The organism is Cobetia sp. 4B (assembly GCF_018831605.1).
Classification (GTDB): domain Bacteria; phylum Pseudomonadota; class Gammaproteobacteria; order Pseudomonadales; family Halomonadaceae; genus Cobetia; species Cobetia amphilecti.
Window position 1 is genome coordinate 1,169,952 of sequence record NZ_CP059843.1, and the last position, 15,191, is coordinate 1,185,142.

General features: G+C 65.8%; 13 protein-coding genes. 10 read left to right on the forward strand and 3 right to left on the reverse strand.

Annotated elements, in window-relative coordinates:
• Positions 1 to 83 precede the first annotated feature (83 nt).
• Positions 84 to 215: a hypothetical protein gene (locus H2O77_RS18040; protein ID WP_263643036.1), complete on the reverse strand. Its 132-nt coding sequence runs from the start codon at positions 213 to 215 to the stop codon at positions 84 to 86.
• 487 nt (positions 216 to 702) lie between these two features.
• Between H2O77_RS18040 and H2O77_RS04980 the strand changes: the two genes are divergently transcribed.
• The 6 genes from H2O77_RS04980 to H2O77_RS05005 all read left to right on the forward strand — a co-directional run bounded on the left by H2O77_RS04980 (position 703) and on the right by H2O77_RS05005 (position 9,394).
• Positions 703 to 1,944 carry an ABC transporter ATP-binding protein gene (locus H2O77_RS04980; protein WP_215824046.1) on the forward strand — a complete coding sequence of 414 codons (1,242 nt, stop codon included), beginning with the start codon at positions 703 to 705 and terminating at the stop codon, positions 1,942 to 1,944.
• Positions 1,941 to 4,733, forward strand: coding sequence for a GldG family protein (locus H2O77_RS04985; RefSeq protein WP_215824047.1), 2,793 nt, complete (start codon positions 1,941 to 1,943; stop codon positions 4,731 to 4,733). Before H2O77_RS04980 ends, H2O77_RS04985 begins: the two co-directional genes overlap by 4 nt.
• Positions 4,733 to 6,097, forward strand: coding sequence for a DUF4340 domain-containing protein (locus H2O77_RS04990; RefSeq protein ID WP_215824048.1), 1,365 nt, complete (start codon positions 4,733 to 4,735; stop codon positions 6,095 to 6,097). The genes H2O77_RS04985 and H2O77_RS04990 overlap by 1 nt, the downstream gene beginning before the upstream one ends.
• A gap of 126 nt (positions 6,098 to 6,223) precedes the next feature.
• The gene (locus H2O77_RS04995; protein ID WP_215824049.1) at positions 6,224 to 7,198 is read left to right on the forward strand and encodes an alpha/beta hydrolase; all 975 of its coding nucleotides are present in this window, start codon (positions 6,224 to 6,226) and stop codon (positions 7,196 to 7,198) included.
• The gene (locus tag H2O77_RS05000; RefSeq protein ID WP_215824050.1) at positions 7,195 to 8,163 is read left to right on the forward strand and encodes an alpha/beta fold hydrolase; all 969 of its coding nucleotides are present in this window, start codon (positions 7,195 to 7,197) and stop codon (positions 8,161 to 8,163) included. The genes H2O77_RS04995 and H2O77_RS05000 overlap by 4 nt, the downstream gene beginning before the upstream one ends.
• Positions 8,164 to 8,221: 58 nt before the next feature.
• The gene (locus H2O77_RS05005) at positions 8,222 to 9,394 is read left to right on the forward strand and encodes a patatin-like phospholipase family protein (RefSeq protein ID WP_215824051.1); all 1,173 of its coding nucleotides are present in this window, start codon (positions 8,222 to 8,224) and stop codon (positions 9,392 to 9,394) included.
• Between the two features lie 156 nt (positions 9,395 to 9,550).
• On the opposite strand, the gene H2O77_RS05010 is transcribed toward H2O77_RS05005, so the two are convergent.
• Together H2O77_RS05010 and H2O77_RS05015 are read right to left on the reverse strand one after the other, a co-directional pair.
• On the reverse strand, positions 9,551 to 10,393 hold the full coding sequence (locus H2O77_RS05010) for a transporter substrate-binding domain-containing protein (RefSeq protein ID WP_215824052.1): 843 nt from the start codon (positions 10,391 to 10,393) through the stop codon (positions 9,551 to 9,553).
• Between the two features lie 172 nt (positions 10,394 to 10,565).
• The gene (locus H2O77_RS05015; RefSeq protein WP_131431499.1) at positions 10,566 to 11,171 is read right to left on the reverse strand and encodes a Smr/MutS family protein; all 606 of its coding nucleotides are present in this window, start codon (positions 11,169 to 11,171) and stop codon (positions 10,566 to 10,568) included.
• Positions 11,172 to 11,425: 254 nt separating this feature from the next.
• On the opposite strand from H2O77_RS05015, the gene prmB reads away from it, so the two are divergent.
• From prmB to H2O77_RS05035, 4 genes are all read left to right on the forward strand, one after another.
• The gene (prmB, locus tag H2O77_RS05020; protein WP_107335261.1) at positions 11,426 to 12,388 is read left to right on the forward strand and encodes a 50S ribosomal protein L3 N(5)-glutamine methyltransferase; all 963 of its coding nucleotides are present in this window, start codon (positions 11,426 to 11,428) and stop codon (positions 12,386 to 12,388) included.
• 167 nt (positions 12,389 to 12,555) lie between these two features.
• Entirely contained in the window at positions 12,556 to 13,647 is a 1,092-nt protein-coding gene (gene aroC / locus H2O77_RS05025; protein WP_043335551.1) for a chorismate synthase, read from the forward strand.
• Positions 13,648 to 13,883: 236 nt separating this feature from the next.
• Positions 13,884 to 14,426, forward strand: coding sequence for a DUF6489 family protein (locus H2O77_RS05030; protein WP_215824666.1), 543 nt, complete (start codon positions 13,884 to 13,886; stop codon positions 14,424 to 14,426).
• 220 nt (positions 14,427 to 14,646) lie between these two features.
• Entirely contained in the window at positions 14,647 to 15,099 is a 453-nt protein-coding gene (locus H2O77_RS05035; protein ID WP_043335557.1) for a phasin family protein, read from the forward strand.
• The last annotated feature ends 92 nt before the right edge of the window (positions 15,100 to 15,191 follow it).

Here is a 15,191-nt window from a genome sequence, read left to right on the forward strand (position 1 = left end):
GCGACCGCCCATCGTGAACTGTCATGCCAGTCCGTTGCGAGCTGTCGTATCAGCCCCATCGTGAACTGCCGCGACGGCCTGGCTCAGGCCAGCCAGAAGCCCGTGATCAAGGCCGCTGCCAGCAAGGCCCAGAACAGGCCGTTGCGCAGGCGGGTATCGCGACGCGGCCTGGAAGACGGCGAGGAAGTCGCTGACTGCTTGTCATGCTTGGGCATCGAGGGGTCCTGTCCAGCAAGGTGAAATATTGGCTCAGCGGGAGAAGGCTCTGGCAGGCGGCCGGCCAGGCGCTCTGACAACAGCGCGTGCCTGTCATCCGCCCAGCATATCAGGCTTTCCTTAGACTTAGGGATAGTCGTGCAGCTCGGGTATCAGCGCCGGCGCTAGTTCCGCTATCAGGTCGCGTTGGCCGGATGGCGCCAACCAGGGGCGCGGGCGGATGTGATGATCGAGAAGATCGGCGCCGAGACCTGCCTTGAGGGCCGGCAAAGGGCGGAATAGCCGCCATAACCGCGCGAGTGGCGACTGTGCGCGCACTCCTGCTTGGCGAGCGCAGGCTGTCCGCTTACCCTGTGCGCTGCATTGTCATCTGTCACGGTTAACTGCCGGGGCCACGGTTATCTTCCGGCCTCATGATCACCTGCCGGAACCATCAGCCCCGGCAGCGCATTGCCCCTATCAAGAAAAGTACAAGGAGCGGGTATCTTGCAGGACCCATACACGACCTCTGCGTCATCTTCTGCCGCGACGCCCTCTGCTGCGACTCGCTCTGCGGCAGCTCGCTCTGCTGCAGCTCCCGCACGCGCGTCTGACGAGCCGTCCGCTTCCCCGGCGCTGTTGGTCAGTCGTGGGCTCGGGCGTCAATTCGGCCAGCAACAGGCTGTCACCGGGCTGACCTTCACGGCATCGCGTGGTGAAGTCATCGGTCTGCTGGGTCCCAATGGTGCCGGCAAGACCACCAGTCTGCGCATGCTGGCGGGCACGCTCGCCGCCACCCAGGGCCAGCTGGAGCTGGAAGGCGAGGCCTTCGATGGTCGCGCCAGTCAGCGCCAGCTCAATCGCCTCAAGCGTCGTATCGGCTATCTGCCGGAGGGCGCGCCCCTGTGGCCGCAGCTGACGGTGCGCGAGAGCCTCGAGTGCGTGGCGGGTCTGCATGGGTTGTCGCGCAAGGTGCGCAATGATCGCCTTGCGGCATTGATGGATCGCCTGGATATCACGCCTTTCGCCAATCAATTGTGCGCCGTGTTATCCAAAGGCTATCGGCGTCGCGTGGCGCTGGCGATGGCGTTGACCCATGACCCGGACATCCTGCTGCTCGATGAGCCCACCGATGGGCTGGACCCGCTGCAGAAGGACAGCGTGCGCGCCTTCATTCGTGAGCTGGGGCGCGAGCGACTGATCATCGTCTCCACCCACCTGCTGGAGGAAGTGCCTCGTATCTGTGACCGCGTGCTGGTCATGGCCAATGGCCAGCTGGGCTTCGATGACACGCCGGAGGCGCTGGCCGCGACTTCCGTCAGCGAAGGCATTCTGGGCGGCAGCCGTTCGCGCTACGGCGCGGGGTATGGGGCGAGTTCCAGCCTGCCGGTATGGCGAGTGACGCTGAGTCGGGCCCTGAGCGAGCGCGAGCTGGCCAGTGTCTCGCGCCTGCCGGGCGTGGCGGCCATCACGCCCGTCAAGCCCGGCGATGCCATGGCGCGTGACAAGTCGCCGCTGGTGGTCTCGACCGGCGCCGTGCTGCGCCTGGCCGGGCGTCTCCACCAAGACCCGCGCCCGGCGCTGGCACGCTGGTGCAGCTACATGGAAATCCGCCTCGATGAATGCGTCCACGAACGGGGTGATATCGAGGTCGCGTTCCGCCAGCTGGTGACGCGCATGGCGGAGCAGCCCTCGCCGCTGCCGATGCGCAAGCAGACACCGCGCGCAGATCAGGAGGTGTCGTCATGAGGGCCGTTCTCGCGCTGGTCCGCCGTGACCTGCATCAGGCACTGACGCAGGGCGCCAGCTGGTCGCTGCTGGTGGTGATGGCGGTGCTGGCCCCGCTGGGGGCCTTCGAGGTGGGCGATCTGCTGGCACGTGATCGCGCCGATCTTGGCTCGCTGTGGCAGGTGTTGCCCTGGTTGCTGGTGCTGTGGACACCGCTGCTGGCCCTGCGCGGCTGGCCGGAAGAGCGTGCCAACGGCCTGCTCGAATGGCTGTCCGGCCTCGGGCTGGGGTCGTGGCGACTGGCCAGCGCACGCCTGATCAGTGCCAGCGTGCTGGGCTGGCTGGGGCTTGCGATGACGGCGCCGCTGGTGGTGCTGATCCATTGGCTCGGCATGCCGGATCTCGGCCTGATGCTCAGCGGCTATCTGGGCATGGCGCTGCTGGTGATGGCGCTGGCCAGTCTCGGTCAGGCGCTGGCGGTGCGCGCGCCTTCTGCGCTGTCGGCGTGGCTCGGGGCGCTGGTACTGGGCCTGGCGCTGATGCTGCCGGGCACACCTGCGGTGACGAGCCAGCTGGCTCAGCATCTGGCGCCGCACTGGGTGCAGCTGCTCGATCTGATCAGCTTGCCGGCGCATCTGACGCCTTTCAGTGAAGGCCGGCCGACCTGGCTCGATGCCAGCTACTTCCTGCTGCTGACCCTGGCCGGGCTGGTGCTGCAGGCGCGCGGCCTCAGTCAGGAGCGCCATGCACGCAAGCAGGCACCACAGTGGCTGGTCACGGCGGCGTTGGCGGCTGCGGTCACCGCGCTATTGCTGGCCGGTGTGCGCCTGCCGCCGCTGCTGACGGCCGACGGCCACAATCCGCTCACCCGCGCGCATGATCTGACCGCCACGCGTCAGCACAGCCTGAGCCCCGCCAGCCGTGCGGTGCTCGATGACCTCGAGGCTCCGGTGACGCTGACCTTCGCCTACAGCGAACGCTTCGCCGCCGATCTGCCGCAGCTGCGTGAACTGGCGACACGGATCGAGACGCGTCTGGCCGCCTTCGCGCGTGAGCCGCAGATACGCCTCAAGCGTGTCGACCCTGCGCCGGACAGTGCCGACTTCGCGGATCTCGAAGCGCAGGGCCTGACCGCGCTGTCATTGCCGGGCGGCGAAGAGATGCTGTTCGGGCTGGTGGTGGATGGCCCCTACGCCGAACGCCGCGCCATTGCGCTGCTCAAGGCGGCGGATATCGGTGGGCTGGAAGCGCAGGTGACACGCCAGATCCAGGAAGTCTCGCGCACCGAGCCGCCGCGCCTGGGCGTCGTCTCGCGTTTGCCGGTAATGGGCCAGCCCAGCCTGGAGCAGGGCAGAGCGCTGGGCAGCTGGGGCCTGATGGAGCATCTCAATGCACGCCTGCGCATCGACTGGCTGTCGGCCGGTGATGATGCCGCGCGTCCGATCGCCGATCAGGATGCGTTGCTGGTGATCGCGCCGCGCCTGTTGCCGGTCAAGACGCTGGAGGCCATCACGGCCTATCTCGAGCGTGGCGGCCGGGTGTTGATGCTGGTGGACCCGCTGCCCGAAATGCTCGATCAGCCGGCGCCGGCTTCCGAGGCGCTCACGACATTGCTGGCGCGCGCCGGGCTTGAATCTCGCGCGGGCGAGGTGGTGGCGGATGCGCAGCTGGCCTTGCCGATCGGCTTGCTGGACGGCACGCGTGCGCTGAGTCCGACGTTGCTCGGGCTAAGTGCCGCCCAGCTGTCGGACGCCGCGCTCAACCTCAATGTCGAGCAACTGGTGATGTCCAGCGCGGGCTGGTTGGCGCCGCTGTCTGATGCAGCAGACGCATCATCGAAAGGCTCAGGGGCGCAAGGTGCGCCGTTGCAGTGGCTGATTCGTGGCAGTGATGAGGCGCGCCTGATTCCGGCGGCGCGTGTCCACGACAGCCGCATGGACCCGCGTCCGCTGTCGGGGCTGGCAGGGGAAACACCGCCGGCTGGCGGGCTGGCCGTGCTGGCGCAATGGCCGACAGCGGGCGCCAAGGGTGGCCAGTTGCTGGTGGTCAGCGATGTCGACATGGCCAGTGACCGTCTGTGGCGGCGCACGGCAGCGGATGGCAGCGAGCAGGCCCTCAATGCCAATGCGCGCTGGCTGGAAAATGCCGTGGACCTGCTGGCGGGCAGCCCAGAGCTGGTCGCCCTGCGCGCGCGTGCCCATCAGGTGCGCGAGCTGACGCGTCTGCATCAACTGGCCGATCGTCAGGCCGCCGAGGAGACCCGGCTGCGCAATGACTGGCAGACGCGTCTGAGTGAGCTCGGCGCGTCGCCGGTGTCTGGCAAGGCCGAAGCCGCGCAGCAAAGCGACGCCCTGGCGGCGATGCAGCAGGACTTCGAGGATGCGCTGTCACGTCAGCAGCGTGAGGCGAATGCCGAGCGTGATGCCCTGCGCCGCGAGCTGCGCCTGTGGACGCTGCTGGCCTTGCCGGTGGCATTGAGCCTGCTTGGCGAGCTGATCTGCTGGCGCCGCTATCGCGCCAGCCGTCGCGCGGGCTATCAGTCGACAGGGCGTCTGTCGGGCCACGGTCAGCCCAGCGGGAAGCGCAGCGCAGAACGAAATGAACAGCGCAATGAGCAGCGCAAGAAGCAGCGCAATGAACAGCGCAGTGCACAGCACAGCGCCCGCTCCGCGAGTGACGCCGCCACAAGCGCTTCGACAGGCTCGGGCATGTCAGCCGCAGGCAATGCCGCTTCAGGCAAGGCAGCTTCAGGCAAGGCGGCTTCAGGCAAGACAAGACCGAGCGATACTACCCAGTCGGGAGGTGATTGATGGGGCGCTTCAATCGGACGGGATGGGCACTGACGGCGCTGGTCTCCGTGGCCGCGGTGACGGCGCTTACCGCAGGGCCATCACTGCTGGAATCGCTGCGCTCAGGCACCGCCACGGGCGGGACAGACTTGGCCCAGTGGCAAAGTGATTCGTTGATGAGCGAGGCGCTGACGACCGTGGCCGCGGGTCAGTCAGGCATCTTGCAGCCCTTGCCGCTGCTGTCGCAGGTGGCCGCCTCGGCGCAGCGTATCGGCATCCGGCGTGGCGCAGAGGCCAGCCAGGAATGGTTGAGTCTGGCGCGTGGGCCTGCAGGTGACTGGCAGATTACCTCATTGGCCGGCTGGCCTGCCCGCCAGGGCAAGGTGGAGGCGCTGGTGAGTCAGCTGGGCGAGGCACAATTGCGCACGCGCAAGCCGGCCTCGGACAAGGCACTTGAGGCGCTGGGTTTCAGCGCGCAGTCACCGCTGCTGAGCGTGAAGGGCAATGGCGCTCAGGTGAGTCTGCAACTGGGCGCCAGGCCCGCGGCGGCAATGCAGCTGAGCGGTGCGGGCAGTGCTGAATTGGCGGGGCGCTACGTGCGGTGGGTGCCGTCGCCCTCGAATGCGAACGTGCAAGGCTCCCACGGCATGACTGGCGTGAGTGGCGCGAATGGCGTGAATGGCGCACCGATCTGGGAGCTGACACGCGATATCGGGTTGCCGGATTGGCGCGGCGGCATGGCGCCCAGCGAGGTGCTGGATGTCATTCAGCTGCGCAGTGACGCCGCGGTGTACAAGCCGCTGAGTCGCATGGACATCTCACTGGCGGCGTCTGCTCAAGACGCCTCAGCACGGCAAGCGCCGCTGGTGCGAGGCCTGGCACCTGACAGCGACGCTGCCCATCAGATTCTCGCTGCGCTGTCGCCGCTGACGCAGAATGATCTGCGCCCCCGTGCCTCCAGGCCTGAAAGCGGCGCAGCCCAGCCAGACGCCTGGCAGCCTGCCGTGACGCTGACCCTCAACTGGTCGCGCCCCTCGCTCTATTACCGTCAGCATGAGCAGCTCAATGATCGCACCCAGCTGGTGCTGGCCATCGCCGCGGGCAGCAAGCCCTGGGCGCGGCTGACGCTCTCCGGCAAGGGGTGGCCCCCTGAACTGGTCGCGCGCTTGAATGCCGTCGAGATACAGGTCAATGGCGCGCTGCGCGATCATCTGCTGGCACTGGGCGCGAGGGTGCCCCAAGACGAGCAGGTTGAGCTCACGGCTATCGCGGTTCAGGCGGCGCTGGCGGTCAGTCGTGCCTTGGCGTTGCCTGAGGCGGAAGCAGCCGAGCCCAGCACGGAAACAGCCGCTGCGCTGGTACCGGCGGGCATGGAAGGAGAGTGAGGTGCTCCATGGGCCAAAGAGAGGAGTAGCGCCCATGGGGCGGGGCTGGCATGCTGTTGACTATATTTAAACAACCGTTTGTCTGGGCGCGTCAGGGACGGCGGCCCGTGGTAAGGAGACCTTGCGATGAATGCCACCTCACGGCAACCCCGGCCCGGGCAGGACTTGTCCGAACGTGCCTTGTCCGAACAGGCCTTGTCCAAGCAGGGCGACGCTAACCCGGCGGGCCTGAATGCCGACACCGAGCGCCCGGTACTGGCCTTCGCGCATGCCAATGGCTTCACCGGTGCCTGCTACAAGAGCCTGCTGACGCCGCTGGCTGAGCACTTCAATCTGCTGCCGGTGGACCGACTGGCGCACGACCCTGCCTATCCGGTCGGCAACAATCTGATCTCGCTGCGTGATGAGTGGCTGGCATGTCTGGACGCCGCGCTGGGGCCGTTGCCCGCGGCGGGCGGCACCGAGCGCAAGGTGATCGGGGTCGGGCATTCGCTGGGAGGCATCGTCAATTACATGGCGGCGCTCAAGCAGCCGGAACGCTTCCACTGCCTCGTGCTGCTCGACCCGCCGTTGATGCTGGGCCGTGATGCGCTGGGCATGAAGGTCGCCAAGCGCTTCGGCTTCATTGATCGTGTCACGCCGGCAGGCCGCACCCGCGGGCGTCGCGCGCGCTGGGACTCCCGTCAGGCCATGCAGGATTACCTGCGCCGTCGCTCGCTGTTCGCCAACTTCACGCCAGAGGCGCTGGACGACTACGTCGACAACGCCACCCATCGTCACGCGGACGGCAGCCTGTCATTGAGCTTCGATACCCGTCATGAGGTCGAGATCTTTCGCCACCTCAGCGATCACCTGTCAGGCTCGCCGGCGAAGCTGGCGGTGCCGGTCAGGATTCTGGCCGGCGCCCAGTCTGATCTGCTCACGCCGGCGCGTCAGGCACGCCTGCGCCGCGCCGGGCTGACGGTGGAGCATGTCCGGGGAGGACATATGTACCCCTTTGAATACCCGCAAGAGACGCGCGCCGCGCTGCTGGCGGCCATCGCCGACCTCGCGCCGCCGGATGTACTGCCGCCAGACCTGCTGGCCGGGAGGCAAGCATGAGCACTGATCAATCCATTCAGGACATCGCAGAGGCTCCCCTGAGCGGCAACGTTACGCTGCGAGAGCGTCGCTTCCCACGGCGCACAGGCGGAGAATTGGCGGCCCTGGAGTGGGCGCCTGCCGAGCACGCCGAGCAGGCACCGACGTGGCTGGCCCTGCATGGCTGGCTCGACAATGCCGCCAGCTTCAGCCGCCTGGCGCCGCTGTTGTGTGAACGGCTCGGCATTCGTCTCATCGCCATCGACATGGTCGGTCACGGACTCTCGAGTCCGCTGGGTGAGCACGGTGATTATGCGGTGTGGGATTACTGCCACGATGTGATCGAGGCACTGGAAGGCCTGTATGACGAGGGACTGCCGCGCGCGCCGGTCACGGTGATGGCGCACTCGCTGGGGGCGGCGGTGTCGGGGCAGGTGGCTGCGGCGCTGCCGGAATATATCGCGCGACTGGTGCTGATCGATGGCATCGGCGCACTTGCCACGCCAGCCTCGGAGGTGGTCGATCAGCTGCGCCGCGGATTGCTGGCACGCCACGCGCAGCCGGTCAGACGCGCCGCCACGCGACGTGCCCATTATCGTCATGTCGAGGACGCCGTGGCGGCGCGGGTCGCGGGAGGTGTCACGCCGATCGATGCCGACACGGCGCGGCCGATCGTCGAGCGCAACCTCGAGGTACTGGAAGACGGTGGCCTGCGGCTGAGAAGTGACCGTCGCCTGCTGCGGCCTTCATTGATGCGCTACACCCCGGAGCAGGTGCTGGCGTTATTGGCGGCGTTGACCCAACCGGTACTGCTGATCGAGGGCGAGCAGGGTATCCTGACCATAAGGCACGAAGCACAGCAGGCGCGTGATGCCGTGAAGAGGCTCGAGCGTCGCGTCTTGCCGGGCGGCCACCACCTGCATCTGGAGCCGCCGCATGTGGCGGCGGTCGCCGATGCCATCGTCGAGTGGATCAGCTCGCACTGAGCGATGCACCGCGTGCCGCGTCCGTTCATCTTTCATCATCTGCAGCGGGAGACATGCCATGGCCAAGCGCAAGACCATCGCCCTGGCACTGGGGAGTGGCGGGGCCCGAGGCTATGCCCATATCGGCGTCATCGAGGAAGTGCTGGCGCGCGGTTACGACATTCGCGCCATTTCGGGCTGCTCGATGGGCGCACTGGTCGGGGGTATCCATGCCGCCGGCAAGCTGGATGCCTATCGCGACTGGGTCTGTGAGCTGGATTACTTCGACGTGCTGCGGCTGGTGGATGTCACCTGGAGTCCGATGGGCGCCATCCGCGCGCGCCGCATCATGGATGAGCTGGAAGCCCTGATCGGTGACACGCGCATCGAGGATCTGCCGATTGCGGTCACCACCGTCGCCACCGACCTGATCGCCCAGAAGGAGGTCTGGTTCCAGAGCGGCAATCTGCTCGAGGCGATTCGGGCCTCCATCGCGGTGCCCGGGGTGATCACGCCGGTGCAACGCGACCGCAAGGTGCTGGTGGATGGCGGCCTGATGAATCCCTTGCCGATCACGCCGCTGGTCGCCGCCCACGTTGACCTGGTGCTGGCGGTCAACGCCACGGCGCATTCGCCGCGCAACCAGACGTTGGAGCAGATGCTGCCGCCGGCCGATGCCGCCGAGGAAGAGGCGCGCGAAGCCGCCCTGGAAGCGCGCGGCGGTGGTTTCAGTGACTGGTTGCGGGGAGTGCGTCGCGGTGCCGAACGCATCTTCTCTGCCGAGAAGGAGCAGGCGCTGGAGGATCAGCAGGGCATGGCATTTGCCAGTCCGGTCGGCGGCGTTCCGCTGCCGCCGGGCGATGCCTCGCGCCTGAAGTTCGAGGCACTGAAAAGCAGCGATGCCGAGCCAGCGCCGGGGTCAGAAGCGTTGGCAGAGCCGCAGGCAGAGACTGGCGCTGTCACCCAGGGCAAGCAGCTGCCGCCAGCGTCCGCAGCCGAGCCTGAGCGGGTCGATGAGAATGCGCCGGAGCTTGCCTGGGGCAAGCTGGACATGATGATGCGTTCCTTCGATATCACCCAGGCGACGCTGGCCAAGTACAAGATCGCCGGCTATCCACCGGATATCCTGGTCGAGATTCCCAAGACGGTATGTGGCGCCTATGAATTCCACCGCGCCGCGGGCCTGATCAAGCTGGGGCGTCATCTGGCCGCCGAAGCGCTGGATCGCTACGAGAAGGGCAGCGACGGGTAGCCTTTCGTGAGTTGCCCTTTAATGAAAAAGCCCCCGCCAATTGGCGGGGGCTTTTCGTTACGGTGCTCTTCAATACAGAGCTCTTCAATACAGAGTTCTTCAATACAGAGCGCTTCATTGCAGAGCGTGTGACCGAAGCCTGAGCGAAATGTCGCCTCAGCCGTTGATCCACTTGTCGAAGATGGCGGCCTGCTCGCCGGTGCCCTGCATCTGGGTCAGCCACTGATCGACGTAGGCCTTCCAGATGTTGTCACCCAGCGGCAGCAGATAGCCCTTCTGGGAGAAGGTGAATGGCGCATCAGGATGCACGCTGCACAGCTCCGGATGACGCCTGGCCTGCAGCTGGGTCTCGATGGCGTCGGTGACCATCACATCGGCACGGTCTTCGATGATGTTGTTGAAGATGGTGCGGTTGTCGTTATGCGCGACGCGCGTGGCATCGCTCAGGAATTCATTGGCGAAGCGCTCGTTGGTGCCGCCCGGGTTGACGGTGATGCGCACGCCGGGCTGATTGATCTGCGCGACGGTCTGGTACTTGTCGACGTCCTCGCAGCGCACGATGGGCGTCTTGCCGCCGGTCTGGTACGGCTGGCTGAAGTAGGCCTGAGCCTGACGGTCCAGCTTGACCGAGATACCGGACATGGCGATGTCGCACTTGCCGGAGGTGAAGTCTTCCATCAGCGTCGGCCAGCTGGTCGGCACGGTCTGTACCGTGGCGCCCAGGCTCTTGGCCAGTGAGGCGGCCATGTCGATGTCGATGCCTTCGAAGTCGCCATTGTCTTCACGGTGGCTGAAGGGCGCGTAGTCACCGGTGGTGCAGACCTTCAGCACCTGGCCTTGTTGCACGCGCGCAAGCGTGCTGTCGGACAGCGCATCGCTGGCGGCGGCCGGCATGGCGAAGGCCAGCGACAGGCCAGCGGCGGTCGCGCCGCCGAGAATGGCAGCGGAAAGGGCGCGGCGTGAAGAGGTGCGCATTGGCAGTTCAGCGTTGGGTGTCATCAGGGTGTTCCCTTGTCGTTATGGCGGCAGGCTCGGCGTGAGGCCTGCCTCTGCTACTCGAGTGCTCGGCTATTCAAGCACTCAGTTATTCAGATGCTCGCTATTCAAGTGCTCGGCTATTCAGGTGCTCGGATCGTCAATGTCTCGGCGGTGTGGCGAGCGCAGGATTCGCTCAGTCGAGCAGCGGGTCACGGCCCTTGCTGCGCAGCAGGACATAGACTGCGCCGCTGCCGCCATCCAGCTCCAGTGACGAGGTGAAGGCCAGCACGTCAGGCCATTGGCGCAGCCAGGCATTGACGTGGCTCTTGATGATGGGGTGATCGGCCATGCCGGTCCATGCCTTGCCATGCACCACCAGCACGCAGCGTGAGCGACGGGCGATGGCATCGTCGATGAAGGACTCAAGCTCGATGCGGGCCTGCTCCAGCGTATAGCCGTGCAGATCGAGACCCGCTTCCCAGGCGATCTCGCCGCGCTTGAGGCGCTGACGCTGGCGGTAGGGGAGATCGGGTACCGCGAAGTCGAGCAGCTGGCTGGGCGTGACCGGCTCGACCTGACCATCGGTGGTGCGCGATGGCGTGCCGAGCGTGTCGGTCGAGGCTTCGCTGGCGGCAGCGCGCCGCGCCGCCAGACGCGCCTGCTCTTCCTTGTCGACGGGCTTGCGGCCGGGGTCGGCGCGGTTGGTGGTGATCTTGCGAACGCCGGCCTGCTTGAGGGCGGCACGGAAGGCGTTGAAGTCGTCGCCGGTATCCGAGCTGTCGTCGTGGTTGGGTGGCATGGCCGGGCTCCGCGGGCAATAAAATGGCAAGTCGCGCAGTATAGCGCGGCTGTTGTCGCTGTCGAAGACAGGCGGTTGCCACTGTCGAAGACAAACGGTTGTCGCTTGCGAAGACAAAAGCGGCAGGCGCGCCATCAAGGCATGCCAAGGGTCGCCGCCACGCCTCGTGAACGCTACAATGCCTGCGCGAGACGCCACCGACCCCTCACGACTGGCGGCGCTCGTTGTCCATCTGTCCGCTTACAGGAATCATCGTGTCCACATCTTCCGCGTCCGACCTGCGCCATCCTTCCAGCCTCAGTGAGCCGGACTCCCGTCTCGTCGAGGAGCTGGTGACCCTGCGCGACCTGATCCGCTGGGCGACCAGTGAGTTCCACGCGCATCGCCTGCACTTCGCCCACGGCACCGATTCTGCCTGGGACGAAGCGGTGGCGCTGGTGCTGGGTGCGCTGCATCTGCCGTGGGACACGGACCCCGCCGTGATCGACGCGCGCCTTCTGACCATGGAGCGAGCGCGCATCGTGGCGCTGGTGCGTGAGCGCATCACCACCCGCAAGCCGCTGCCGTATCTGCTCGGCGAGGCCTTCTTCACCGGCGTGCCCTTCGATGTCGATGAGCGCGTGCTGATTCCGCGCTCGCCGATCGCCGAGCTGATCGAGAGCGGCTTCTCGGCCTGGTTCCCGGAACTGCCGCCGACTCGCGTGCTGGACATGTGTACCGGTTCCGGCTGCATCGGTATCGCCACCGCGCTGGTGATGCCGACCGCCGAGGTCGACCTGGTCGATATCAGCAGCGATGCACTGGAAGTCGCGCGACGCAACATCGAACGTCACGACGTGGCAGGGCGTGTCATCGCCGTGCAGTCGGACCTGTTCGCGGGCGTGGCGGGCAAGCGCTATGACCTGATCGTCTCCAATCCGCCCTATGTGGATACCTTCGATCTCTCCAACATGCCGCAGGAATTCGGTCATGAGCCGGCACTGGCGCTGGGCGCCGGTGACGACGGCCTGGATATCGTGCGCCGTATCCTGCGCGAGGCGCGTGACTACCTGACCGACGACGGTGTCTTGATCGTCGAGGTCGGCAACTCCGAGCGTCACCTGATGGAAGCCTTCCCGGAAGTGCCCTTCATGTGGCTGGAGTTCGAGCGCGGCGGCAACGGCGTCTTCGCCATCGATGCCCAGACGCTGGAAGTCTGCGCACCCGAATTCGCTTGAGCTGGCGGGCGCCTGACCCGGCGGATTTCGCTTGAGCTGGCGGGTGCCTGAGCTGGCGGGGTTTGCCAGAAGCACGGGCGCAGGCCGCCAGGCTCTGCAACGCTTACGACAACTATTATCAGAACGCCGTCGGCCATGACCGGCGGCATCGCCTGAGGACCCCCTGAATGTCCGGAAATACCTTCGGCAAGCTGTTCACCGTCACCACCTTCGGCGAAAGCCATGGCCCGGCACTGGGCGCCATCATCGATGGTTGCCCGCCGGGCATCGAGATCAGCGAAGCGGATCTGCAGATCGATCTGGACCGCCGCCGTCCCGGCACCTCGCGCCATACTACCCAGCGTCGCGAGCCGGACCAGGTGCGCATTCTCTCGGGCGTGTTCGAGGGCCGCACCACCGGCACGGCCATCGGCTTGATGATCGAGAACACCGATCAGCGCTCCAAGGACTACGGCAAGATCAAGGACCAGTTCCGTCCGGCCCACGCCGACTACACCTATCACCACAAGTACGGTGAGCGTGACTACCGTGGCGGCGGCCGCAGCTCGGCCCGCGAGACCGCGATGCGCGTCGCCGCCGGGGCCATCGCCAAGAAGTATCTGGCGGGCCTGGGCGTGCAGGTGCGTGGCTACCTGTCCCAGCTCGGCCCCATCGAGCTTGAGGTCAAGGACTGGTCGCTGGTCGACACCAATCCGTTCTTCTGTGGCGATGCCGATCGCCTCGAGGAGCTGGAGCAGTACATGGACGCCCTGCGCAAGGAAGGCGATTCCGTGGGTGCCAAGGTCACCGTCGAGGCGACTGGCGTGCCGGTCGGCCTGGGTGAGCCGATCTTCGATCGCATCGATGCCGAACTCGCGCATGGCCTGATGAGCATCAATGCCGTCAAGGGCGTCGAGATCGGTGACGGTTTCGCGGTGGTCAGCCAGAAGGGCACCGAGCACCGTGACGAGATGACGCCGGAAGGTTTCCTCTCCAACCATGCCGGCGGCATTCTGGGCGGCATCACCAGCGGCCAGACCATCCGAGCCAGCATCGCGCTCAAGCCGACCTCCAGCCTGCGACTGCCGGGTCGCAGCATCGACGTCAACGGCGAGGCGGTCGAGGTGATCACCACCGGCCGTCATGATCCGTGTGTCGGCATCCGCGCCACACCGATCGCCGAGGCAATGGTCGCGCTGACGCTGATGGACCACCTGCTGCGCCATCGCGGTCAGAACGCCGACGTCAAGGTCGACACGCCGGTACTGCGCGAGGTGTAAGCCGCTTGCGGCGTTGCTGAGCTTGTAGAAAGACACGCCCCAGTCGTGGAGTGATGCCCTGCATCCTTCGTGGCTGGGGCGTCTTGCGTTGTGGGCTGGCTTGCGGAAAGTAAATAAGAAAAGACGTAAGTAGCAGGCTGCCCCCGTGTCATTCTCGCTGCTAGACTCGAATGGCATGCATGCCAGCGGACTCGCGCACCACGCCGTGCGCGGGCAGACAACACAAGGAATCTGCCATGAAGATCAATGTCGAATTCGACCTCACGCCGCAGGAATTTCGCCAGGCGATGGGCCTGCCGGACGTGGAAGCCTTCCAGCAGGAACTGATGGAGCGCTTTCGTCGCCAGATGGAGGCGGGTGTTGAAGGCTACGACCCCATGAGTCTGCTCAAGCCGTTGATGGCACCGGGCGCGGGCACGCCGTTTGCCAAGTTCATGCCGCCGGGCATGGCCGAGGGAATGATGGGCGGCGCGTCTGGCGCTGGCAATGCCGGGCAGGGTGCAGCGGGCGGCATGCCCGGCGACATGGGCGAGAGCATGGCCCAGGGCATGGCCGCCTTCAATCAGTACCAGAAGATGATGCTGGATACCCTGCAGCAGTTCGGTCAGGGCGGCGCGGAAGGCAAGGAGGCTGACAAGCCGGAGTCTGCCACGCGCAGGAGTTCGGGGCCCAGTGGTGATCACGGCGCGAATCAGAAGGCAGAGCAAAGCGCCAACCGGGCAGACGATGCGAAACCGGCCTCCGCGGCCAGTGCGCGCTCACGCGCCAAGCGCAGTTGATGACCGGCAGGCGCGAAGAACGCTCTTGGCTGACAGGGGCGTGAGGCATGCTCGGCCAATCCCATGACAGAAAATGTCCTTTGACAGTTTTCTGTCATGGGATTGCAACCACCTGAGGAGCAGACTAGTCTTTGTGCAGTGCAGCATATTGCTGTGCTCCACAGGTGGCGCAGAGATATCTGCGCGCTGTCCCGGTACGGAATCCATGGGAGGAACCGTCATGCAGCAGGATCAGATGTTCAACGCCTTTGCCGAGCAAGCCCGCAGCTTCTACCAGCCGATGCGCAAGCTCAACACTCTGATGCTCGACCATATGGGCAAGATTGCCGATTATCAGATGGACGCCGCCAAGCGCTATACCGAGACTGGTCTCGAGCGTGCGCGTGCTGCCACTGAAATCAAGGGTATGGAAGAGTTCAGCGAGTTCAGCAACCGCCAGCTGGAAGTGGCGACCGAGCTGTCTCAGCAGATGATGGATGATTCCCTGAAGCTGGCCGAGATGGGCAACGAAATGCGCGCCCAGCTCGAACAGGCCTACTCCGACGCTGGCAAGGAAGCCACCGACAAGGCGTCCGCTGCCACAGAGAAAGCCGCTTCAGCAGCAGAGGACAAGGCATCCTCCGCTGCCAGCAACAAGCCGGCTGCCGCGACAAGCCGCGCCAAGCAGAACTAAGGTATACCCCGAAAAGGCTGGCGCTTGCGCCAGCCTTTTTTTTGCCGTTTTCAGGCATTGCCCCTGCCGTGCTGTAAGGCGCATGCTGGAGA